Consider the following 21117-nt stretch of genomic DNA (forward strand, 5'->3'; position numbering starts at 1 on the left):
TGGTGGCCGCAGATGTGTTCGATTATCGAACTGTTAATCGGTAACGGCGGTTCTCCAGACGCGGCCACGCGCGGTTACAAGACCTTATTCGACGCTTCCTCCTTCGCGACTAACCTGTGAAAAACCTCCCTGATCATGCAGCCGCCTATCGGGCTGCAGGAGGAAAAGTGTTACCTGACAGAAAATAACCTAACGGATGGGTTACGATGAAAGTAGGGGCTTACAAAGGATATGTGATTGCGGTTTTCCTCAGGGACGAACATTGCCCGCCTCATGTTCATGTCAAGGGAAAGGCATGGGATGCGCGCTTTCGTTTCAGCTTTCTGGATGGACGCGTGGCGTTGTGGGATGTGAACCCCGAACGGTGCCGGCCAGCGGGCGCGATTCTGGAAGGTATTCGCCAGGCCCTCATGCAGCCGCATTATTTGGCGCGGGCGCGCAGGATCTGGTGGCAGAAGCTGCAAACGGTCTGCCTGGAGAACCATTCCTGGGACTGGGATGCTGATGAGGTGGTGCCAGGGTTAGTCATTCGGCGTGGAGTGTATGTGATCGCCAATGCCCGACACGATGTCGTTGGGCAGAGAACCATTTTGAATCTGGTGAGGGCGCCAGGTTGCGTGGAGATTGATTTATGAAAAAAATCGTAAAAGCCAAAGTCTTGCCTGATCTACCGATCACCGAGGCTGATATCGACAAGGCCATCGTGCGTGGGCGCAAGCTGAAGCGTTTGTATGCCAATGCCAGTGATGTGCGTTACGCAGACGACTGCATTTCCATCGGCTTCGGCGATGGCTGCCGAATTGTGCTGCCGGTGGCCGGGCTTGCGGAATTCGAAGGGTTTTCTGCGCAGGACTTTCAGCAACTGGAGGTCGGGTTCGGTGGCAAGGCGCTGTGTTGTGAAGCCCGCGACTTGCACGTTTCCATCAGTGGCCTGATTGCTACGAGCCAGCCCTTGATGGACCTGGCTGCAAGCATGGTGGCGTCGCGTAACGGGCGTAAAAGCAGTGCCGCCAAGTCCGCCGCCGCCCGAGCCAATGGCAAGAAGGGCGGCCGGCCACGCAAGGAGACGTGAGCGTGTTTAACGCCGGGTCAACAACACGCCGGATTCCATATGGTGCGTCCACGGGAACTGGTCAAACATCGCACACTGGGTAATCCGGTGCGTGTCGTGCAGTTGCGCAATGTTCGCAGCCAGGGTTTCCGGGTTGCAGGAGATGTACAGGATGTTGTCGAAGCGTCGGGTCAGTTCGCAAGTGTCCGGGTCCATGCCTGCGCGCGGCGGGTCGACGAAGACACTCCCGAATTCGTAGCTTTTCAGGTCGATCCCGTGCAGGCGGCGGAACGGGCGCACTTCGTTAAGTGCTTCGGTAAGTTCTTCGGCCGAGAGGCGCACCAGGGTGACGTTATCCACCGCATTTTCATCGAGGTTGCTCAGGGCTGCGTTCACCGAGGTTTTGCTGATTTCGGTGGCCAGTACTTTTCGCACGCGGGTAGCCAACGGCAGGGTGAAGTTGCCGTTGCCGCAATACAGCTCCAACAAATCATCCGGGCGATCACCCAAGGCGTCGTACGCCCAGTTGAGCATCTTCTGGTTCACCGTGCCGTTGGGCTGGGTAAACGCACCTTCCGGTTGGCGATAGCTGAAGGTGCGGCCGCCGACCTCGAGCTTTTCAATCACGTAATCGTGGCCGATAACATCGCGCTTGCCCTTGGAGCGGCCGATGATGCTGACATTCAAGTCGGCAGCGAGCTTGTTCGCCGCAGTGTGCCAATGTTCGTCCAACGGGCGGTGATAACACAGGGTGATCATCGCGTCGCCGGCCAACGTGGTGAGGAACTCCACCTGGAACAGCTTGTGGCTCAGGGCGGCGCTGGCCTGCCAGGCAGCCTTGAGTTGCGGCATCAACTGGTTGATGCGTTGGCTGGCGATGGGGAACGCTTCGATCAGGATCGGCGTGCGTTTGTCGTCCTGGGAAAACATCGCGTAGTGGCGCTCACCACCTTCGCGCCAGAGGCGGAACTCCGCCCGCAGGCGGAAGTTCTGCAACGGCGAATCGAAGACCTGCGGCTCGGGCGCGTCGAAGGGTGCCAACAGGTCACGCAGGCGCGTGACCTTGTCTTGCAGTTGAGCGGTGTAGCGAGTGGCGTCAAAAGTCATGCGTTGAACCAGCCCAGCTTGATCACAAACAGAATCGACAGGATCACCAGCGCCGGGTTCAGCTCACGGTAGCGGCCCGAAAGCAGCTTGATGGCGGTCCACGCGATGAAACCGAAGGCAATGCCGTTGGCGATGGAGTAAGTGAAGGGCATTGCCAGGGCGGTGATCACCACCGGCGCTGCAACAGTAATGTCATCCCAGTCGATTTCGGCCAGGCCCGAGGTCATCAGCACGGCCACGAACAGCAGCGCCGGTGCGGTTGCGAAGGCCGGAACGCTGGCCGCCAGTGGCGAGAAGAACAGCGCCAGCAGGAACAGGATCGCAACCACCACGGCGGTCAAACCGGTGCGGCCACCGGCACTCACGCCCGCAGCGGATTCGATGTAGCTGGTGGTGGTCGAGGTGCCCAGCAGCGAGCCGGCCATGGCTGCAGTGCTGTCGGCGATCAGCGCACGGCCCATTTTTGGCATGTGGCCATCTTTGCCCATCAGGCCGGCGCGCTTGGCGACGCCGATCAAGGTGCCGGAGTTGTCGAACAGGTCGACGAACAGGAACGCGAAAATCACGCTGACCAGGCCGATATCCAGCGCGCCTTTGATATCCAGTTGCAGGAAGGTCGGGGCCAGGGACGGTGGCATCGACGTCACGCCGCCGAACGGGGTGAAACCCATGGCGATGGACACGATAGTCACCACGAGGATGCCGATCAGTACGGCGCCGCGCACGGCCAGGGCTTCCAGCGCCACGATCAGCGCGAAACCAAGGGTGGCGAGGATCGGTGCCGGTTGCTTCAGGTCGCCCAGGCCGACCATGGTGGCCGGGTTGCTGACCACGATGCCGGCGTTGTGCAGGGCGATCAGCGCCAGGAACAGGCCGATACCGGCCGCAATCGCCGAACGCAGGGGCAGCGGGATGCTGTTGATGATCCACTCACGGATGCGGAAGATCGACAGCAGGAAGAACAACACCGCCGAAATGAATACCGCGCCCAGCGCCACTTGCCAGGTGTGGCCCATGTGCAGGACCACGGTGTAGGTAAAGAAGGCATTGAGGCCCATGCCCGGCGCCAGTGCGATCGGGTAGTTGGCGATCAGGCCCATCACGGTCGAACCGATGGCGGCGGCCAGGCAGGTCGCGACAAACACCGCGCCCTTGTCCATGCCGGTTTCGCCGAGGATGCTCGGGTTCACGAACAGGATGTAGGCCATGGCCAAAAAGGTCGTGATACCCGCGAGAATCTCGGTGCGCACGTTGGTGTTGTGTGCTTTGAGTTGAAACAGCTTTTCCAGCATGCCGGCTCCCTGTGACGCTATTTTGCGTCGTTATTTGTTGACCTCTAAGTCAAAGCACAAACTGCGCCAAGCGCCTGTGGTTTCAGAGAGGATCGGAAAAAGCGGCGCATCATACCAGCAGCCGAAGGCCAATGGCGCATGGGCTTGGTTTTGATGGTTCATGGGCTTGAGGCATACTGCGCCGACGTTTAATACAGGGGCGTTATCAGCATGAAAAAAGCCAACGCCAGCAGTCTAGCTCTGTTCGCCATTATCGGCCTGGGGCTGGCGGCACCGGCTTGGGGCGCGCCTGCACCGGCCTTGAGCGAGGTGCGAGTGTTCAAGGTCGAGTCTGCCGGTTGCGCCGAAACCATCCCGGAGCGAGCAAGCAGTACGCAGATGTGCACGCACCGTGGCCCCACCAAGGTTTCAGTGATGGAAGTCGGTTTGGGCAAAAGCCCGATGGGCCGTTTCGATGGTGCAGAGTTGAACGGGCAACGCACGCCGATCTGCCAGGTGGGCACTATCAGCCAGGCCTGTAATGGTGCGGGCACGGTGATGGGCTACATCTATATATTCGACGTGAATGTCGAAGCGTCAGGCTGGTTCGAGTACAGCAATTCCTCGATCAACGGCGCACAAGCCCCGCTGAAGACGATGCTCAACATCCGCTGATCAATTTCCTTGAACGCTCGATACCCCGGGAAGTCGTACCCCTGAGACGGCGATTTCCCTGAACGCCGCGGATGTATACCAACCCGTGAGGTGTTTATGAGCGCAATTCCCAAGGCGGCGGCCCCTCCCTTCGCCAGCCATTCCATACGCCTGAGCCTCAATGGCCAGGACCGCCAGTTGGACGTGTTGCCCTGGACCACCTTGCTGGATCTGCTGCGCGAGCAACTTGACCTGGTCGGCAGCAAAAAAGGCTGCGACCACGGCCAATGCGGCGCCTGCACCGTGTTGCGTGATGGTAAACGCGTGAACGCCTGCCTGACCCTGGCGGTGATGTGCGACGGCGCCGCACTGACCACAGTTGAAGGGTTGGCCGACGGCGACGTGTTGCACCCGATGCAGCAAGCCTTTATCAAGCATGACGCTTTCCAGTGCGGCTACTGCACCCCCGGTCAGATCTGCTCGGCGATTGGCCTGGCCAATGAGGGCCGTGCCCACGATACCGCGCAAATTCAGGAACTGATGAGCGGCAACCTGTGCCGCTGCGGCGCCTATAGCAATATCCGCGATGCCATAGAAGAAGCCTTGCCCGCCTGCCGCACAAAGGGAGGTGAGCAATGAACCCCTTCCAGTACAGCAAGCCGGTCGATGTGCACGAAGCGGTGCACCTGAGCAGTGCGGCGTCGCGCTTCATTGCCGGTGGCACCAACCTGCTGGACCTGATGAAAGAAAATATCAGCCGCCCCGAACACCTGATCGACATCACCGGCCTGCCGCTTCACGGCATTGAAGAGACCGCTGAAGGCGGCTTGATGATCGGTGCCTTGGTGAGCAATGCCGACCTGGCGTGGCACCCTTTGATCGAACAGCGTTACCCGTTGCTGTCCCAGGCCATCCTCGCCGGCGCTTCACCGCAATTGCGCAATATGGCCAGCACCGGCGGCAACCTGTTGCAGCGCACCCGTTGCTATTACTTCTATGACGCCAGCGTGCCCTGCAACAAGCGCGAACCGGGCAGTGGCTGCCCGGCGCGCACCGGCTTGAACCGTATCCATGCGATTCTCGGCGCCAGCGAGCACTGTGTGGCCACGCACCCCTCGGACATGTGTGTGGCCCTGGCGGCCCTGGCGGCGCGAGTTCACGTGGAAGGGCGTGGCGGGGCGCGGGTCATCGAATTTGCGGACTTCCATCGACTGCCCGGCGATACGCCGCAGCGCGACAACTTGCTGGCCGATGATGAGCTGATAACCGCCATCGAGCTGCCCGCCGACCACTTGGCCAATCACAGCCATTACCTGAAAATTCGCGACCGTGCGTCTTACGCGTTCGCCTTAGTGTCCGTCGCCGCTGCCCTGGAGCTGGACGGTGACACCATCGTCGATGCCCGCCTGGCCCTCGGCGGTGTGGCCCACAAACCGTGGCGCGACCGCGCAGTGGAAGTCACGCTGATCGGTCAGTCCGTCAGTCGCGAAACCTTCAGTAACGCCGCCGATGCCTTGCTGCAAGACGCCGAGCCGCTGGAGCACAACGCCTTCAAGGTCAAGTTGGCGCGCCGCGCAATCATTCGCGCCCTCAGCGACGCTGCCATCGCAGGAGAACGGTCATGACGGCTATCGGTAAACCCTTGGACCGTGTTGACGGTCTGCTTAAGGTCACAGGTCAAGCACGGTATGCCGGTGAGTTTCCCGGCCAGGGCTTGCTTCACGCCAGCGTGGTCTCCAGCACCATCGCCAAAGGCCGGGTCGTCAGGATCGATGCCTCCAAAGCCCTGGCGCTGCCGGGTGTGGTCATGGTGCTCGATCACCTCAACCGGCCGAAACTCGCCAGCTACGATGACGCGTTCGCCGATGCCGACGCGGCGGACGGCTCGCCGTTTCGTCCGTTGTATAACGACCGCGTGCTCTATAGTGGCCAACCATTGGCACTGGTGGTCGCCGACAACCTTGAGTTGGCACGGCATGCCGGTTCGCTGGTGCAGATCGAGTACGCAAGCGAAGCCTTTGAAACCGACTTGCTGGCCATGCAGGAACAGGCGTACCCATCACCGCAAACGCCGCCCGGGCCCCGCGGTAATTTCCAGGCTGAATGGGCCGCAGCTGCCGTCAACCTCGATGTGCACTACAGCACGCCCATCGAACACCACAACCCGATGGAGCCCCACGCCAGCACCGTGCTGTATCAGCCGGACGGCACCCTGCATATCCACGACAAAACCCAAGGCCCGCAGAACTGCCAGGCGTATGTGCAAAAAGTCTTTGGTCTGGATAAAAGCCAGGTGCGCATCTTCGCTGCGTTCGTCGGTGGCGCCTTCGGTTCGGGCCTGCGCCCGCAATACCAGTTGCCGCTGGCGGTGATGGCGGCATTGGCGCTCAAGCGCTCGGTACGCGTCACGCTCACCCGGCAACAGATGTTCACGTTCGGCTACCGGCCGCGCACCTTGCAGCGTTTGCAGATGGGCGCCGCTGCCAACGGCCGCCTGCTGGCGTTAGGGCATACCGCGATTGGCCAGACTTCCCGCTTCGAAGACTTCAGTGAACACGTGGTGGAATGGAGCGGCATGCTCTACCACTGCGACAACGTGCAACTGACTTACAAACTGGTGCCTCTGGACGTATTTACCCCGCTGGACATGCGCGCGCCGGGCGCTGCGCTGGGGGTGATCGGCCTGGAGTGCGCCATGGATGAACTGGCCTGCGCCTTGGGCATCGACCCGGTGCAACTGCGGCTGATCAACTATGCCGAACGTAACCAGAACGAGGACAAACCCTGGTCCAGCAAAGCCTTGCGCGAGTGTTACAGCGAAGGCGCCGAGCGCTTCGGCTGGGCCCAGCGCAACCCGGAACCGCGCAGCATGCGCGACGGTAACCAGTTGATCGGCTGGGGCATGGCCGGTGGTGTGTGGGAAGCCATGCAGATGAAGGCCAGCGCCAAGGCGCGGATCGATGCGAAGGGCCAATTGACGGTGAGCAGCGCCACCACCGATATAGGCACCGGCACTTATACGGTCATGACCCAGATTGCCGCCCAGGCCAGCGGCGTGGCGATGGCGGATATCCGTTTTTTACTGGGGGATTCGTCGTTGCCCACCGCGCCGTTGCAGGGCGGCTCGTTTACCGTTTCGTCCGTGGGCACCGCCGTGCAGCAAGCGTGCGAAGCGTTGACCGGCAAGCTGCTGGCCATTGCCCGGCAAACTTACCCGGTCTTCAAGGATGCAGAAACCGTACGCTTTGAAGATGGCCAGTTGCACACCGGTGACGTGAGTGTGTCGTTGGCACAATTGGTCAAGGACAGTGGCGAGGAGGCCTTGGAAGTCCAGGTCGACAGCGAGCCGGACAAAAAGCGTCAAGGCTATGCGAGCGCTACCCACTCGGCGGTGTTTGTCGAAGTTCAGGTAGACGAAGACCTGGGCACGATCAAGGTGCGTCGTGTGGTCAGCGCCATTGCGGCCGGGCGCGTGGTCAACCCGAAGATGGCGCGCAGCCAGATTCTCGGCGGTGTGGTGTGGGGCATTGGTATGGCACTGCATGAAGAAACCCAGACCGACCATCAGTTGGGCCGCAACATGAACCACAGCCTGGCTGAGTATCACATCCCGGTGAATGCCGATATCGGCGACATTGATGTGATTTTTGTCGAAGAACATGACGAAATCGTCAACGCGCTGGGGTCCAAGGGTGTGGGCGAGATCGGCATTGTCGGGGTGGCGGCAGCGGTCGCCAATGCGATTTATCACGCCACCGGGAAACGGGTACGGGACTTTCCCATAACCCTGGACAAGGTGCTTTAACGCAAACCTTCAAACCACCGAAGATCAAAATGTGGGAGCGGGCTTGCTCGCGAATGCGGTGCATCAGTCAATAAATTAGGTGACTGACACTGCGCATTCGCGAGCAAGCCCGCTCCCACCTTTACTGCATTCCAACATCAAATCAGGTGGTGGGGCTTAGACGTTGGCCTCTTCCACCGGCACATGCATGCGGTCGCGGTTGGCCAGGGACGGGAACAGCTTGATCCACACGCCCGTCACCAGCAGCGTCCCCACCCCGCCCATGACCACGGCGGGCACGGTGCCGAACCAGTGGGCGGTGATGCCGGATTCGAACTCGCCCAACTGATTTGAAGCGCCAATAAACAGCCCGTTGACCGCACTCACGCGCCCGCGCATTTCATCGGGGGTTTCCAGCTGAACAAAGGAGGCGCGGATCACCATACTGATCATGTCCGCCGCGCCGAGCACCACCAGCACCGCCAGGGAAAACCAGAACGAAGTCGACAGGCCGAACGCAATGGTTGCCACGCCGAACACGCCCACAGCGGTAAACATCACGCGACCGACCTGGCGGTCCACCGAGAACCGCGCCAGCCACAGTGACATCAACAACGCGCCCACCGCCGGTGCCGAACGCAGCAGGCCCAGGCCCCAGGCGCCGGTCAGCAGGATGTCTTTGGCAAACACCGGCAGCAACGCCGTGGCGCCGCCCAGCAGCACGGCGAACAAGTCGAGGGAGATGGCACCGAGGATGTCCGGCCGGCTGCGGATAAAGCGAATCCCGGCCAGCAACGAGTCGAGAGTAGCCTTGGCTTTGTTCAGCGGGGTCTGGCGGGCAGGCAGGTTGAGGGTCAGCACGCAGGCAATCAAGTACAGCGCTACGGTGGGGCCATACACCCACACGCTGCCAAATGCATACAGCAAGCCGCCCAACGCCGGCGCGACAATGGTGGCCAGTTGCTGCGCTGATTGCGACGAGGCCACGGCCCGCGGAAACAGCGCGCTGGGCACGATGCTCGGCAGTAGCGCCTGGGTAGTGGGCATTTCAAACGAACGTGCGGCGCCGAGCAGGAAGGCCAGGATAAAGATCATTTCGCGGGTGACGCTGCCGGTCAGGCCACCCATGGCCAGCGACAACGCAATCAGTGCCTGCACGGTTTGGCAGATCGCGGCAACCTTGCGCCGTTCATAGCGATCGGCCACGTGCCCGGTATGCAACATGAACAGCACGCGCGGTATGAATTCCACTAGGCCGACCAAACCCAGGTCCAGCACATTGCCGGTCAGTTGGTAGAGGTTCCAGCCGATGGCCACGGTGAGCATCTGGAAGCCGCTGGCGGTAAAAATCCGCGCCAGCCAGAACGCAATGAAAGGGCGGTGGTGACGCAACAGCAACGCAGGTTCACTAGGCATCGGGAATACGGGTTCGGAACGGAGGGAGCAACGAGGTTAGCATCAAGCTGTAACAAATAGTTGCAAGGGTTTGCTGGGCGTCAGGCTGAGACAAGCTGTCACGCGGCAAAAGACCACGCCGTCCTACAGCCAAAATGGGACTACTCTTTCAGCAATGCTTGATCCAGATCAAAACCGGCCCCGGGTTTGTTCTGGCGGCCGAAAGGCCAGACTCCCTGCGAGATGGGTAAAAAAAGAAACGAATTGAAATTCGCCACACTCCATATCCGTGGGGGCAGTGGGTGCAGGCTCCCAGCCAGCAGCCGGTATTACCTGACAGAGGAAAACTTATGTTCGGTTTGGAGGCGCTAGATCTCGCCCGAATTCAATTCGCGTTCACCATCTCGTTCCACATCCTGTTCCCGGCGATCACCATCGGCCTGGCGAGTTACCTTGCGGTGCTGGAAGGCTTGTGGCTCAAGACTCACAACGACACCTACCGTGACCTCTACCATTTCTGGTCGAAGATCTTTGCCGTCAACTTCGGCATGGGCGTGGTCTCCGGGTTGGTCATGGCCTACCAGTTTGGCACCAACTGGAGCCGCTTCTCCGACTTTGCGGGTGCCGTTACCGGGCCATTGCTCACCTATGAGGTGCTGACAGCCTTCTTCCTCGAGGCCGGTTTCCTCGGGGTGATGCTGTTCGGCTGGAACAAGGTCGGGCGCAAACTGCACTTCTTTGCCACGGTGATGGTGGCTGTCGGTACGTTGATCTCGACCTTCTGGATCCTGTCGTCGAACAGTTGGATGCAGACGCCTCAGGGCTTCGAAATCGTTGACGGCCGCGTGATACCCACCGATTGGTTCGCTGTTGTCTTCAACCCTTCATTCCCGTATCGCCTGGCGCACATGGCCACGGCGGCGTTCGTTGCAACGGCGTTCTTTGTCGGCTCCTCGGCGGCCTGGCACTTGCTGCGCGGCAAGGACAACCCGGCGATTCGCACCATGTTGTCGATGGCGATGTGGATGGCCTTGATCGTCGCGCCTATCCAGGCGGTGATTGGCGACTTCCATGGCCTGAACACGCTCAAGCATCAGCCGGCGAAGATCGCCGCGATTGAGGGTCACTGGGAAAATATCGGCAACGAGCCGACGCCGCTGATCCTGTTCGGCTGGCCGGACATGAAAGCCGAGAAAACCAAATACGCGGTCGAAATCCCGTACCTGGGCAGCCTGATCCTCACCCACTCGCTGGACAAGCAGGTGCCGGCGCTCAAGGAGTTCCCACCGGAGGACCGTCCCAACTCGACCATCGTGTTCTGGTCGTTCCGGGTCATGGTCGGCCTGGGCTTCCTGATGATCTTCACCGGTTTGTTCAGCCTGTGGCTGCGCCGGGGCGACAAGATGTACACGTCGAGGCCGTTCCTCTACCTGGCGTTGTGGATGGGGCCATCCGGCCTGATCGCGATTCTCGCCGGCTGGTTCACCACCGAAATCGGCCGTCAGCCGTGGGTGGTCTACGGGTTGATGCGCACCGCGGATGCATCCTCCGGGCATAGCCTGGCGCAGATGACGATTACCCTGGTGTTGTTCGTGGTGGTGTACTTCGCGCTGTTCGGCGCCGGGTTGGGCTACATGATGCGCCTGGTGCGCAAAGGGCCTCAGACCCACGAGGGCTCGGAGCCAACCCATGGTGGCCCTGGGCAAAAACGCACACCGGCCCGTCCGTTGTCTGCGGCCGATGACGGCAGCGATGACGACCACACTCACATCCAGCACAAGGGGAATTGAGATGGGTATTGATCTTCCGCTGATCTGGGCCGTGATCATCATCTTCGGCATCATGATGTACGTGGTCATGGACGGCTTTGACCTGGGCATCGGTATTCTCTTCCCGTTTATCCCCGGCAAAGTCGACCGTGATGTGATGATGAACACCGTCGCCCCGGTTTGGGACGGCAACGAAACCTGGCTGGTCCTGGGGGGCGCGGCGTTGTTCGGCGCGTTCCCGCTGGCCTATTCGGTGGTGTTGTCGGCGTTGTACCTGCCGCTGATCCTGATGCTGATCGGGCTGATCTTCCGGGGCGTGGCCTTCGAGTTCCGCTTCAAGGCCAAGGACGATAAACGTCACCTCTGGGACAAGGCGTTTATCGGCGGCTCCATCGCCGCGACGTTCTTCCAGGGCGTGGCATTGGGGGCATTTATCGACGGTATTCCGGTGGTCAATCGCCAGTTCGCCGGCGGCTCACTCGACTGGGCCACACCGTTCACGATGTTCTGCGGCGTGGCCCTGGTGGTCGCGTATGCCTTGCTCGGTTGCACCTGGCTGATCATGAAGACCGAAGGCAAGTTGCAGGAACAGATGCACAACCTGGCGCGGCCGTTGGCTTTCGTGGTGTTGGCGGTGATCGGTATCGTCAGCCTGTGGACGCCGCTGGCGCACCCGGAAATCGCCTCGCGCTGGTTCACGCTGCCGAACCTGTTCTGGTTCCTGCCGGTGCCGATCCTGGTGCTGGTGACCATGTACGGTTTGATCCGCGCAGTGGCGCGTAATGCCCATTACACGCCGTTCCTGCTGACACTGGTGTTGATCTTCCTTGGCTACAGCGGCCTGGGGATCAGCCTGTGGCCAAACATCATTCCACCGTCCGTCTCGATCTGGGACGCCGCCGCGCCGCCGCAAAGCCAGGGCTTCATGCTGGTGGGCACGCTGTTCATCATCCCGTTTATCCTGGGTTACACCTTCTGGAGCTATTACGTGTTCCGCGGCAAGGTCACCCACGAAGACGGCTATCACTAGGAGGGTCGTAACATGCCCGGCAAACCTACGTTGCACGAGATCGAACAGGCCGAGAAACAGCCGTTGTGGCGGCGCCTGGGGTGGTTGGCGATGATTTGGACCGGCAGTGTGCTGGCCCTGTTCGTCGTGGCCAGCCTGATGCGTATGTTTATGAGCGCGGCCGGCCTGACGACTCACTGACATCCCGTTCCGGGCCTCGCGGCCCGGTTTTCAACCCTGCCTTTTGCGAGAAAGGCGGGGTTTTTTATTTGCGCGCTTTGAGAATCACGAATTTCGGCGTGGCAGCCACTTGCTCGACGCCACGGAATAAACGCGCCAACTTGCTGTGATAGCCCAGGTGGCGGTTCCCCACGATGTAAAGCGCGCCGCCGACCACCAAGGCCTCACGGGCCTGCTGGAACATGCGCCAAGCAAGGAAGTCGCCGACCACCTGTTGCTGGTGGAACGGCGGGTTGCACAGCACCACGTCCAGGGACTGCGGTTCCTGGCCGGCGAGGCCATCAGCAGCGCGAACGACCACCTCTCGCGGGCCAAGTGCCGCCTGCCAATTCTCGAGCGCCGACTGCACGGCCATATAGGATTCATCCACGAGCGTGTACTGCGCGTCGGGGTTTTGCAGTGCACTGGCAATCGCCAACACGCCGTTGCCGCAGCCCAGGTCGGCGACGCGAGCGCTGCCGAGGTTTTTCGGCAGGTGCGGGAGGAAGGCGCGGGTTCCGATGTCCAGGCCTTCACGGCAGAACACGTTGGCGTGGTTACGCAACTCGATGGCTGGTGTGTCCAAGGCGTAGCGGGTGGGGTAGGGCGAGGCGGCGACCGGGCGATCTTCAACGCTGGCGATCAGCAGCCGGGCTTTTTTGACCGCAAGCGAAGCGTGCATCGGCCCGATGTAGCGCTCAAGCAGCTCGCCTGCGGCGCGTGGCAGGTGCTTGATCATAGCGCCGGCGATGACCTCGGCGCCCGGCGCCAACTGCCCCTGTAGACGAATCAGTTGCTCTTCCAGCAAAGCCAGAGTTTTCGGCACGCGGATCAGCACGCGGTCGAACGGCCCGCTCGGCACCTGGCTGGCGGGGACGAATGCGACTGCATCAAACGCCTTGCCGTTGCGCACCAGGTTTTTCTCCAGGCCCTGGGCTGCCAGAAACGAGTCGCCGCTGGACGTCACCTGAACCTTGCCTGCCAGGCTGACCGCCAAAGCCCCGAAGCTGTCATTGAGCACCAGTACGCGAGTGACGGCGCCATGCTGCTGTTCGGCCAGGTAGCCGAGCAGATACTCGTCGGCGGCATCGAAAGCCTGCAGCGGGTCATTGTGTTGCTCTGGCTGGCGGATCAGATCGAGTTGGGCGAAGGGACTGTCAAGCAGGGGCATGGCGGGGGAGGCTCTGGGTCAACGATGGGCGGCGGCGGGTGTGGGCCACCGGCGGAACTGGCGGTGTGAACGGCAACTGAGTGGACGGCGAGGCGGCACGGAGGCGCAGCTTCAACACTCAGAATAGCCCGTAAATGTTACTTTTTTTTCGCAGGGATTACATGCGGTGTTTGTACGCCGGTTAAAACAGGCCTGCTTTCGAGGCACAGAGCACGGCGGCGATCTTGTTATTCACGCCCAGTTTTTTCAGGCAGCTGCTGATATGAAAGCCCACAGTCCGTTCTGACAGGCACAGGATGGTGGCAATGTCCGACGCCGTCTTGCCCATGGCTGACCATTTGAGGATTTCCGTTTCCCGTGGGGTCAATTTGCAAGGCGGCGTAATACTCGGTTTATCAGCATATTTTTGTGCCACGGCCGCGTGCAATACGTGACACAGCCACAGTGTCTGGCCAGCTTTCTCGTAAAGCTCTTGCGGACTGACTTCGCCGCTGCTTCGGCCCAGGGTCAGCATGCTGAACACGCCCTGGAAGTCGTGTACTGCCTGGGTCCAACCAAAATTCACGCCAAACGACTGGGCCAACGACCATAAGTGTGGCGTGGTGCTAAAGGTTTTTTCGTCCCACACAATAGGTAGGACGCTACGTTTGCAGTGGGCTACTACCGGGTCTATGTCAAAGAAATTCGCTTGTTTGTAGACGCTGTTCCATTCGTTTGGATAGTTGTTTAAGTGCACCGGTTTAGTTTGATGGGTAGGTTGTAGAGAACTCATCGTAAATGAGCAATATTCAAAGTCGAGTTCATAGGTGTGATTCACGACCATCTCATAAATAGTGGTGATCTTGTTCTCGCCTTCGAGTTTGGGAATCCTCGTGTTGCGCCAGTTGACCATCGGTAACTCTCCATGAATGTCGTTGTTGCCCGGGCACTTCCTGGCTCCCAATGAGGCACGCAAAGGAGTGTAGGATAAAGGCTACGTAGTAAGGTGAAAAAAATGTCATCCGGCGGTGGTCTTTACACTTCTTAAACTTGTACAGTAACTAAGCTTTTGTGTAAGTTCGCAGGTGCGTAATAAAAATGCTTGGGTTTTAACGGGTTGCAGATGATGCTGTATTGATATTACTTAGGATGGCTGTGTCATCTAATGGCATATAGAGCGTGGGGAAATAGCTAAATGATTAGTTAGGGTTTAATGCCTTCCCCGCGTTTAACTGTCACTGCAATGTAATAGTCTTACTATTTCTCTGGCTGTAAACATCGGGCTAACGATAATGCCAGTACAAACCAACGGTGTTTCCTTGCGCGACTTTGGGGGACACTAGGGCTCCTGTTGAACGGAGCCCCCTATGACGGCCAGTGCTGAGAAATTTACCCGCCAGACGTTGCTCGACGTGCAATCGCTGACGCCTAGCCTGTTTACCCTGCGCACCACGCGCGATCCGGGCTTTCGGTTTACCGCCGGCCAGTTTGTGCGCCTGGGGGTGAGCAAGGCGGACGGGAGTACCGTATGGCGTGCTTACTCCATCGTGTCTTCGCCGTTTGACGAGCACCTGGACTTCTTCTCTATTGTTGTTCCGGGTGGTGAATTCACCAGTGAACTGAGCCGCCTTCAGGTGGGTGACACCTTGATGGTGGAGCGCCAGGCCACAGGCTTCCTGACCCTGAACCGCTTTGTGGACGGGCGCGACCTGTGGCTGCTGGGCACTGGTACCGGGGTGGCACCGTTTTTGTCGATCCTGCAGGATTTCGAGGCCTGGGAGAAATTCGAGCGTATCGTGCTGGTGTACAGCGCCCGCGAGGCCAAAGAGCTTGCCTATCAGCAACTGATTGCCGCGTTGGGCGAGCGAGAGTACCTGGCCGAATACGCCCATAAACTCGTCTACATCCCCATCGTGACGCGTGAACAGCATCCCGGGGCGCTGAACGGGCGCATTACCACGCTGATCGAGAATGGCGAACTGGAACGCGCGGCCGGCGTCGAGCTGACCCCGGAATTCTCCCGCGTGCTGATTTGTGGCAACCCGCAGATGGTCGACGACACACGCCAACTGCTCAAACAACGCGACATGCAACTGAGCCTGAGCCGGCGCCCAGGGCAAGTGGCGGTGGAAAACTATTGGTAATAAAAAAGGCGCCTGCAATAGGCGCCTTTCTGGATCCGCCGGTTTAAAGCGGCTTGTCGTTCTGAGCCTTGAGCAGATCACGGATCTCGGTCAGCAAGGCTTCCTCTTTGCTCGGCGTTGGCGGCAGGGTCGGCGCCACAGCCTCTTCACGCTTGAGGCGGTTGATCGCCTTCACGCCCATGAAGATCGCAAACGCGATGATCACGAAATCGATGATGCTTTGGATGAATTTGCCGTACGCCAATACCACGGCCGGCGCACTGCCTTGCGCCGCCTTGAGTTGCACGGCCAGGTCAGCGAAGTCCACGCCACCGATCAGCAGACCGATGGGTGGCATCACCACGTCGCCTACAAACGAGGAAACAATCTTGCCGAAGGCCGCACCGATGATGATACCGACGGCCATATCGACCACATTACCTTTGACCGCGAAGGCCTTGAACTCACTGATCACGCCCATAGGTTATTCCTTGTTACAGATGAGAAGGGTGGAGGTCAGTGTAATTCAGTCGCAGGCGGCTTGCCCGAAACAACCGTTAACACTGTCAATTTTTATCGACACATTTAACCGCAAATAGTTTGCAAAGTGCCACCAATCGCGCGCGAAATACCGCTTGTTTCAGTGGGTTACCAGATTTTTTTCTTAATCGTGCTGGTGGTGTTTTTCTATTTATCTTCTGACTCGCAGGTCACTAGCCTCTGGCAAGCACAACTGAATGTGCACGAAAAAAACCAGAGGACACCTCGATGAATACTCCAATGAGCCGCGGGCCGGTTTCAGCGCGCTACGCGTTGGCACTGGTGACCGCCAGCCTGCTTTCCCTCTCTGTACAAGCCGCCAACCTGACCCGCGATAACGGCGCTGCCGTGGGGGACAACCAGAACTCACAAACGGCCGGCGCCAATGGTCCGGTGCTGTTGCAGGACGTGCAGCTTATTCAAAAACTGCAGCGCTTTGACCGTGAGCGCATCCCCGAGCGTGTGGTACATGCCCGCGGCACGGGCGCCCACGGCACCTTCACCGTCACCGACAACCTCAGCGACCTGACCAAAGCCAAGGTCTTCGCTGCAGGTGAGGCGACACCGGTGTTCGTGCGCTTCTCGGCCGTGGTCCACGGCAACCACTCTCCGGAAACCCTGCGTGACCCGCGCGGCTTCGCCACCAAGTTCTACACCGCTGAAGGTAACTGGGACCTGGTTGGGAATAACTTCCCGACGTTCTTCATCCGTGACGCCATTAAGTTCCCAGACATGGTTCACGCGTTCAAACCCGACCCACGCACTAACCTGGACGACGACTCCCGTCGGTTTGACTTCTTCTCCCATGTCCCCGAGTCCACCCGCACGCTGACCGAGTTGTACTCCGACTCCGGCACCCCGGCCAGCTATCGGGAAATGGACGGCAATGGCGTACATGCCTACAAGTTGATCAACGCCAAAGGCGAAGTGCACTACGTCAAGTTCCACTGGAAAAGCCTGCAAGGCATCAAGAACCTTGATCCCAAGCAAGTTACCGAGGTGCAAGGGCGTGACTACAGCCACATGACCAATGACTTGGTTACCCACATCAACAAGGGCGACTTCCCCAAGTGGGACCTGTATGTGCAAGTGCTTAAGCCCGAGGACTTGGCCACGTTCGATTTCGACCCACTGGACGCCACCAAGATCTGGCCGAACGTGCCGGAGCGTAAAGTCGGGCAAATGGTGTTGAACCGCAACCCGGCGAATGTCTTCCAGGAAACCGAGCAGGTGGCCATGGCCCCGGCCAACCTGGTGCCGGGCATCGAGCCGTCGGAAGACCGTTTGCTGCAAGGCCGGGTGTTCTCCTACGCCGACACCCAGATGTACCGCCTGGGGGCGAATGCCCTGCAACTGCCGATCAACGCACCCCGTGTCACCGTCAACAACGGTAACCAGGACGGCGCGATGAATTTCGGTAAAACCACCACCGGCGTGAACTACCAGCCAAGCCGCCTGTTGCCGCGCGAAGAGCCGCAAACTGCGCGCTACAGCCAGTCGGCGCTGTCAGGTAGCACCCAGCAGGCGAAGATCCAGCGTGAGCAGAACTTCAAGCAGGCCGGGGATTTATACCGCTCCTACACCAAGAAAGAGCGTCAGGACCTGATCGAAAACTTCGGCGGCTCCCTGGCAACGACGGATGATGAAAGCAAGCACATCATCCTGTCGTTCCTCTATAAAGCCGACCCGGAGTACGGCACCGGCGTGACCAAGGTCGCTAAAGGTGACCTGGCGCGCGTTAAAGCGCTGGCAGAAAAACTGACTGACTGACGTTGGTTCCGGTCGACGCCCTGACCAGGGTGTCGGCCCCTGTTAGGAGAAAACCCGTGCGAATCTCTCTCGGTTTACTGATGGCAATGCTTGCCTTCGTCGTCCATGCCGAGTCCCCGGACCCGGTCGCGCTCAAGGCGCAGTTGCAGGACTACTACTTCGACGCCGCGCGCCGTGGCGATGTCGATATGCTCAACACCTTCATTGAGTCCGGCTACAGCCTCAACACCCAGGACGAAAAGGGCTACACCGCACTGATCCTTGCCGCCTACCACGGCCAGGGCTCTTTCGTGGAGCGCCTGCTCAATGCGGGCGCCGACGCCTGCGTGCAGGACAAACGCGGCAACACCGCGTTGATGGGGGCAATCTTCAAAGGTGAGTTGAAAATCGCCCAGCGCCTGCTGGCCACCGACTGCAACCCCGACCAGCGCAACGGCGCGGGGCAGACCGCCGCCATGTACGCCGGGCTGTTCAAGCGCATTGAGTTGATGGATGAATTAAAAGCCAAAGGCGCCGACCTCAACGCCGAGGACCCGATCGGCAACAGTGCTTCACGATTAGCCAGTGGTGAAATCCGGACCCCGGCGCCGCGCTGAGCTATCATCGCGGTTTTTCGGTTGGAGGTTCTCAAATGGCAAAGGCCAAGCGCATGTACGGCTGCACGGAGTGCGGCGCGACCTTTCCCAAGTGGGCCGGCCAATGCTCCGAGTGTGGCGCGTGGAACACCCTGACTGAAACCATGATCGAAAGCGGCGGCGCCGCAGCCCCCACTGGCCGAGCCGGCTGGACCGGGCAGCAGGCGCAGATCAAGACCTTGGCCGAAGTCAGCGTCGAAGAGATCCCGCGTTTCTCCACGGCGTCCGGTGAGCTTGACCGCGTGCTCGGCGGTGGCCTGGTGGACGGTTCGGTGGTGCTGATCGGGGGCGACCCCGGCATCGGTAAATCGACCATCCTGTTGCAAACCCTGTGCAGCATCGCCAGTCGCATGCCGGCGCTGTATGTCACCGGCGAAGAATCCCAACAGCAAGTGGCCATGCGCGCGCGTCGCCTGGGCCTGCCCCAGGATCAACTGCGGGTGATGACCGAAACCTGCATCGAAAGCATCATCGCCACGGCGCGTATCGAAAAACCCAAGGTCATGGTGATCGACTCGATCCAGACGATTTTCACCGAGCAGTTGCAGTCGGCACCGGGCGGCGTATCCCAGGTGCGTGAAAGCGCGGCGCTGCTGGTGCGGTATGCCAAGCAAAGCGGCACGGCGATCTTCCTGGTCGGCCACGTGACCAAAGAAGGCGCGCTGGCCGGGCCACGGGTGCTTGAGCATATGGTCGACACGGTGCTGTATTTCGAAGGCGAATCCGATGGCCGCTTGCGTTTGCTGCGGGCCGTGAAGAACCGCTTTGGCGCGGTCAATGAGTTGGGCGTGTTTGCCATGACCGACCGGGGGTTGAAAGAAGTCTCCAACCCGTCAGCCATTTTTCTCACCCGCGCCCAGGAAGAAGTGCCGGGAAGTGTGGTGATGGCGACGTGGGAAGGCACTCGCCCGATGTTGGTGGAAGTGCAGGCGCTGGTGGATGACAGCCACTTGGCCAACCCGCGCCGGGTCACCCTCGGCCTGGATCAGAACCGCCTGGCGATGTTGCTCGCTGTGCTCCACCGTCACGGCGGTATTCCCACCCATGACCAGGACGTCTTCCTCAACGTGGTCGGCGGGGTCAAGGTGCTGGAAACCGCCTCCGACCTGGCGTTGATGGCGGCGGTGATGTCCAGCCTGCGCAATCGCCCGCTGCCCCATGACTTGCTGGTATTCGGCGAAGTCGGCCTGTCGGGCGAGGTACGCCCGGTGCCGAGTGGCCAGGAGCGCCTGAAAGAAGCGGCCAAGCACGGTTTCAAACGCGCGATCGTGCCCAAGGGCAATGCGCCGAAGGAATCGCCGCCGGGCTTGCAGGTCATTGCAGTCACGCGCCTGGAGCAGGCGCTGGATGCGCTGTTCGAATAACCGTGGAGCAATCAGGGATGAACGCAATGCAACAGACCCATCGTTGGGGGGTATGTGCCCTGTTCGTGGCCTTGCTCGGGTTGCCGGGCATTGCCTGGGCTGAGTCGGCCCCACTGCCGGCCGGTTACCGCCTGGCCCAGAAGTTGGCGACGGAAGACGGCAGCGTGTTGCAGGTGCTGGAAGACCAGCGCATCAGCGCGCAGTTGCACAAGGACAGTTGGGGCAATGGCCTGGATGAGGACTCGTTTGACGAGCCCGGCGATCTGGTGGAGAACCCGTTGCTCAACGCCCAGGTACGTTTGCTGTCGGCGTCCGGCGCTGTGCTGGCGCACGACGACCTTGGCTACCCCTTGGCCAAGGTCAAGAAGGCCCCGCTTAAAGGCCTGCCGGACACGGTGTACTTTTTGAGCATCGACCAGACGGCGCCGATGGGCAGTTACAGCGGCCCGGCGACTCAGTTGCTGCTGCCGGCCAAACAGCAACTCAAACCAATGAGCTATAAGGGTGCGGACGGTAAGGTCGAGCCGCTGACCCTGGCCCAGACCGGCAAAGCCGCCTGGCAGATCGCCACGCCAGCCGCCGGCGGTACGGATGAGTTACTGCAGGTCTCGTCCTTTATGGACGGTGACGGCGACGATGATTTCGCAACCCGCTACACGACCTATCGTTTTATCGATGGGCAATGGCAGGCCGTGTCGCGTCAGAAGGCGGGTTATTGGGACACGGAAAGCGACTTCCCCCCGAGTGCCGCGTTTCCCTGACTGTCGCTTCAGACACCCGTGGCCTCTGCGGTGTAGAGGGTTTTCAAATCTCTAACAATGCGCCCAGCTCACGTTCCAGTTCTTCCTGGTCGCCCACATTCAGCTCAATCAACCGCCGCAGGTGGCTGATCGAGTCCAAGTCAATGTGTTCGCACACAAACCCCAACTGGCTGGGGTCCTCGTGAGTCAGCCGTACCCGCATCTGCACGTCGGTCTCGGCGTCCAGGTGGATATCCACGTCAAAAGGTTCAGTGGCATTGCCAAGCCAGGGCGACGGGCGCTTCACCAACAAGCCCTTCAGCGACAAGTCCACTAGCTGTACCTGCCATTCCTGGCCGTTTTGCCGAAGTGCGGTCTTGGCATCAAAGGCTATCCGGCGAAAACGACGGCGATCAGACGGTTGCTCGGTCATGGTGAAACCCTCTTTTAATATAGGGATTGTAGCCCTGCGCCACTATTGGGCCGGGTTTTCTGCTTTTTTTACGCTGTGAAGGCTCTAGACCAACGTAGGGGGC

Annotated in this window: 21 protein-coding genes; 14 read left to right on the forward strand and 7 right to left on the reverse strand. The window is 60.1% G+C overall.

Annotation, left to right across the window (positions count from 1 at the left end; all coding sequences use genetic code 11):
• Positions 1–206: 206 nt before the first annotated feature.
• Together JFT85_RS19940 and JFT85_RS19945 are read left to right on the forward strand one after the other, a co-directional pair.
• Positions 207–635 carry a DUF4160 domain-containing protein gene (locus JFT85_RS19940; RefSeq protein ID WP_053258127.1) on the forward strand — a complete coding sequence of 143 codons (429 nt, stop codon included), beginning with the start codon at positions 207–209 and terminating at the stop codon, positions 633–635.
• On the forward strand, positions 632–1072 hold the full coding sequence (locus tag JFT85_RS19945; RefSeq protein ID WP_053258126.1) for a DUF2442 domain-containing protein: 441 nt from the start codon (positions 632–634) through the stop codon (positions 1070–1072). Before JFT85_RS19940 ends, JFT85_RS19945 begins: the two co-directional genes overlap by 4 nt.
• Before the next feature lie 6 nt (positions 1073–1078).
• Here JFT85_RS19945 and trmA read toward each other — a convergent pair whose 3' ends face one another.
• Positions 1079–2158: a tRNA (uridine(54)-C5)-methyltransferase TrmA gene (gene trmA / locus JFT85_RS19950; protein ID WP_073638302.1), complete on the reverse strand. Its 1080-nt coding sequence runs from the start codon at positions 2156–2158 to the stop codon at positions 1079–1081.
• Positions 2155–3450, reverse strand: coding sequence for an NCS2 family permease (locus JFT85_RS19955; protein ID WP_053258124.1), 1296 nt, complete (start codon positions 3448–3450; stop codon positions 2155–2157). The genes trmA and JFT85_RS19955 overlap by 4 nt, the downstream gene beginning before the upstream one ends.
• 210 nt (positions 3451–3660) lie before the next feature.
• Here JFT85_RS19955 and JFT85_RS19960 point away from each other — a divergent pair, with 210 nt between their 5' ends.
• From JFT85_RS19960 to JFT85_RS19975, 4 genes are all read left to right on the forward strand, one after another.
• Positions 3661–4104: a DUF4879 domain-containing protein gene (locus JFT85_RS19960; protein ID WP_053258123.1), complete on the forward strand. Its 444-nt coding sequence runs from the start codon at positions 3661–3663 to the stop codon at positions 4102–4104.
• A 96-nt stretch (positions 4105–4200) separates the two neighbouring features.
• Complete coding sequence (locus JFT85_RS19965; protein WP_169875990.1) at positions 4201–4722, forward strand: (2Fe-2S)-binding protein; 522 nt, start codon at positions 4201–4203, stop codon at positions 4720–4722.
• Positions 4719–5708, forward strand: coding sequence for an FAD binding domain-containing protein (locus tag JFT85_RS19970; protein ID WP_053258121.1), 990 nt, complete (start codon positions 4719–4721; stop codon positions 5706–5708). Before JFT85_RS19965 ends, JFT85_RS19970 begins: the two co-directional genes overlap by 4 nt.
• On the forward strand, positions 5705–7888 hold the full coding sequence (locus JFT85_RS19975; protein ID WP_053258120.1) for a xanthine dehydrogenase family protein molybdopterin-binding subunit: 2184 nt from the start codon (positions 5705–5707) through the stop codon (positions 7886–7888). Before JFT85_RS19970 ends, JFT85_RS19975 begins: the two co-directional genes overlap by 4 nt.
• A gap of 156 nt (positions 7889–8044) precedes the next feature.
• Here JFT85_RS19975 and JFT85_RS19980 read toward each other — a convergent pair whose 3' ends face one another.
• Complete coding sequence (locus JFT85_RS19980; RefSeq protein WP_053258119.1) at positions 8045–9283, reverse strand: MFS transporter; 1239 nt, start codon at positions 9281–9283, stop codon at positions 8045–8047.
• Positions 9284–9612: 329 nt separating this feature from the next.
• Between JFT85_RS19980 and JFT85_RS19985 the strand changes: the two genes are divergently transcribed.
• Genes JFT85_RS19985 through JFT85_RS19995 form a run of 3 tightly spaced genes read left to right on the forward strand, consistent with a single transcriptional unit; the run spans position 9613 to position 12241 of the window.
• Positions 9613–11052 carry a cytochrome ubiquinol oxidase subunit I gene (locus JFT85_RS19985; RefSeq protein WP_053258118.1) on the forward strand — a complete coding sequence of 480 codons (1440 nt, stop codon included), beginning with the start codon at positions 9613–9615 and terminating at the stop codon, positions 11050–11052.
• A 1-nt stretch (position 11053) separates the two neighbouring features.
• The gene (gene cydB / locus JFT85_RS19990) at positions 11054–12061 is read left to right on the forward strand and encodes a cytochrome d ubiquinol oxidase subunit II (RefSeq protein ID WP_053258117.1); all 1008 of its coding nucleotides are present in this window, start codon (positions 11054–11056) and stop codon (positions 12059–12061) included.
• A 12-nt stretch (positions 12062–12073) separates the two neighbouring features.
• Complete coding sequence (locus JFT85_RS19995) at positions 12074–12241, forward strand: DUF2474 domain-containing protein (protein WP_064502999.1); 168 nt, start codon at positions 12074–12076, stop codon at positions 12239–12241.
• A 64-nt stretch (positions 12242–12305) separates the two neighbouring features.
• Here JFT85_RS19995 and JFT85_RS20000 read toward each other — a convergent pair whose 3' ends face one another.
• Entirely contained in the window at positions 12306–13430 is a 1125-nt protein-coding gene (locus tag JFT85_RS20000) for a methyltransferase (protein ID WP_187602049.1), read from the reverse strand.
• A 181-nt stretch (positions 13431–13611) separates the two neighbouring features.
• Positions 13612–14322 (reverse strand): helix-turn-helix transcriptional regulator, encoded by a 711-nt coding sequence (locus tag JFT85_RS20005; protein WP_053258115.1) that lies wholly within the window; start codon positions 14320–14322, stop codon positions 13612–13614.
• Positions 14323–14776: 454 nt separating this feature from the next.
• On the opposite strand from JFT85_RS20005, the gene JFT85_RS20010 reads away from it, so the two are divergent.
• Entirely contained in the window at positions 14777–15553 is a 777-nt protein-coding gene (locus JFT85_RS20010) for a ferredoxin--NADP reductase (protein WP_053258114.1), read from the forward strand.
• Between the two features lie 43 nt (positions 15554–15596).
• On the opposite strand, the gene mscL is transcribed toward JFT85_RS20010, so the two are convergent.
• Positions 15597–16013, reverse strand: a complete 417-nt coding sequence (gene mscL / locus JFT85_RS20015) for a large-conductance mechanosensitive channel protein MscL (RefSeq protein WP_053258113.1) — start codon at positions 16011–16013, stop codon at positions 15597–15599.
• A 287-nt stretch (positions 16014–16300) separates the two neighbouring features.
• Here mscL and katB point away from each other — a divergent pair, with 287 nt between their 5' ends.
• From katB to JFT85_RS20035, 4 genes are read left to right on the forward strand one after another with little or no spacing between them, the layout of a single operon-like run.
• Positions 16301–17842 carry a catalase KatB gene (katB, locus tag JFT85_RS20020; protein ID WP_069551200.1) on the forward strand — a complete coding sequence of 514 codons (1542 nt, stop codon included), beginning with the start codon at positions 16301–16303 and terminating at the stop codon, positions 17840–17842.
• Positions 17843–17898: 56 nt separating this feature from the next.
• A complete protein-coding gene (locus JFT85_RS20025) occupies positions 17899–18438 on the forward strand; it encodes an ankyrin repeat domain-containing protein (protein WP_053258111.1) in 540 nt (179 codons plus the stop codon).
• 35 nt (positions 18439–18473) lie between these two features.
• Positions 18474–19841, forward strand: coding sequence for a DNA repair protein RadA (gene radA, locus JFT85_RS20030; protein WP_053258110.1), 1368 nt, complete (start codon positions 18474–18476; stop codon positions 19839–19841).
• Between the two features lie 26 nt (positions 19842–19867).
• Positions 19868–20602, forward strand: coding sequence for a hypothetical protein (locus tag JFT85_RS20035; RefSeq protein ID WP_169876000.1), 735 nt, complete (start codon positions 19868–19870; stop codon positions 20600–20602).
• A 43-nt stretch (positions 20603–20645) separates the two neighbouring features.
• Here the strand turns inward: JFT85_RS20035 and JFT85_RS20040 are convergent, their stop codons facing one another.
• On the reverse strand, positions 20646–21014 hold the full coding sequence (locus JFT85_RS20040) for a PilZ domain-containing protein (protein WP_053258109.1): 369 nt from the start codon (positions 21012–21014) through the stop codon (positions 20646–20648).
• Positions 21015–21117: the final 103 nt, after the last annotated feature.

It is taken from the genome of Pseudomonas sp. TH04 (assembly GCF_016651355.1).
GTDB lineage: Bacteria > Pseudomonadota > Gammaproteobacteria > Pseudomonadales > Pseudomonadaceae > Aquipseudomonas > Aquipseudomonas fluorescens.

Excerpts from the sequence above, each read along its gene's own strand:
- JFT85_RS19940 (WP_053258127.1), top strand. The coding sequence starts at position 207 with ATGAAAGTAGGGGCTTACAAAGGATATGTGATTGCGGTTTTCCTCAGG.
- JFT85_RS19945 (WP_053258126.1), top strand. The coding sequence starts at position 632 with ATGAAAAAAATCGTAAAAGCCAAAGTCTTGCCTGATCTACCGATCACC.
- trmA (WP_073638302.1), bottom strand. The coding sequence starts at position 2,158 with ATGACTTTTGACGCCACTCGCTACACCGCTCAACTGCAAGACAAGGTC.
- JFT85_RS19955 (WP_053258124.1), bottom strand. The coding sequence starts at position 3,450 with ATGCTGGAAAAGCTGTTTCAACTCAAAGCACACAACACCAACGTGCGC.
- JFT85_RS19960 (WP_053258123.1), top strand. The coding sequence starts at position 3,661 with ATGAAAAAAGCCAACGCCAGCAGTCTAGCTCTGTTCGCCATTATCGGC.
- JFT85_RS19965 (WP_169875990.1), top strand. The coding sequence starts at position 4,201 with ATGAGCGCAATTCCCAAGGCGGCGGCCCCTCCCTTCGCCAGCCATTCC.
- JFT85_RS19970 (WP_053258121.1), top strand. The coding sequence starts at position 4,719 with ATGAACCCCTTCCAGTACAGCAAGCCGGTCGATGTGCACGAAGCGGTG.
- JFT85_RS19975 (WP_053258120.1), top strand. The coding sequence starts at position 5,705 with ATGACGGCTATCGGTAAACCCTTGGACCGTGTTGACGGTCTGCTTAAG.
- JFT85_RS19980 (WP_053258119.1), bottom strand. The coding sequence starts at position 9,283 with ATGCCTAGTGAACCTGCGTTGCTGTTGCGTCACCACCGCCCTTTCATT.
- JFT85_RS19985 (WP_053258118.1), top strand. The coding sequence starts at position 9,613 with ATGTTCGGTTTGGAGGCGCTAGATCTCGCCCGAATTCAATTCGCGTTC.
- cydB (WP_053258117.1), top strand. The coding sequence starts at position 11,054 with ATGGGTATTGATCTTCCGCTGATCTGGGCCGTGATCATCATCTTCGGC.
- JFT85_RS19995 (WP_064502999.1), top strand. The coding sequence starts at position 12,074 with ATGCCCGGCAAACCTACGTTGCACGAGATCGAACAGGCCGAGAAACAG.
- JFT85_RS20000 (WP_187602049.1), bottom strand. The coding sequence starts at position 13,430 with ATGCCCCTGCTTGACAGTCCCTTCGCCCAACTCGATCTGATCCGCCAG.
- JFT85_RS20005 (WP_053258115.1), bottom strand. The coding sequence starts at position 14,322 with ATGGTCAACTGGCGCAACACGAGGATTCCCAAACTCGAAGGCGAGAAC.
- JFT85_RS20010 (WP_053258114.1), top strand. The coding sequence starts at position 14,777 with ATGACGGCCAGTGCTGAGAAATTTACCCGCCAGACGTTGCTCGACGTG.
- mscL (WP_053258113.1), bottom strand. The coding sequence starts at position 16,013 with ATGGGCGTGATCAGTGAGTTCAAGGCCTTCGCGGTCAAAGGTAATGTG.
- katB (WP_069551200.1), top strand. The coding sequence starts at position 16,301 with ATGAATACTCCAATGAGCCGCGGGCCGGTTTCAGCGCGCTACGCGTTG.
- radA (WP_053258110.1), top strand. The coding sequence starts at position 18,474 with ATGGCAAAGGCCAAGCGCATGTACGGCTGCACGGAGTGCGGCGCGACC.
- JFT85_RS20035 (WP_169876000.1), top strand. The coding sequence starts at position 19,868 with ATGCAACAGACCCATCGTTGGGGGGTATGTGCCCTGTTCGTGGCCTTG.
- JFT85_RS20040 (WP_053258109.1), bottom strand. The coding sequence starts at position 21,014 with ATGACCGAGCAACCGTCTGATCGCCGTCGTTTTCGCCGGATAGCCTTT.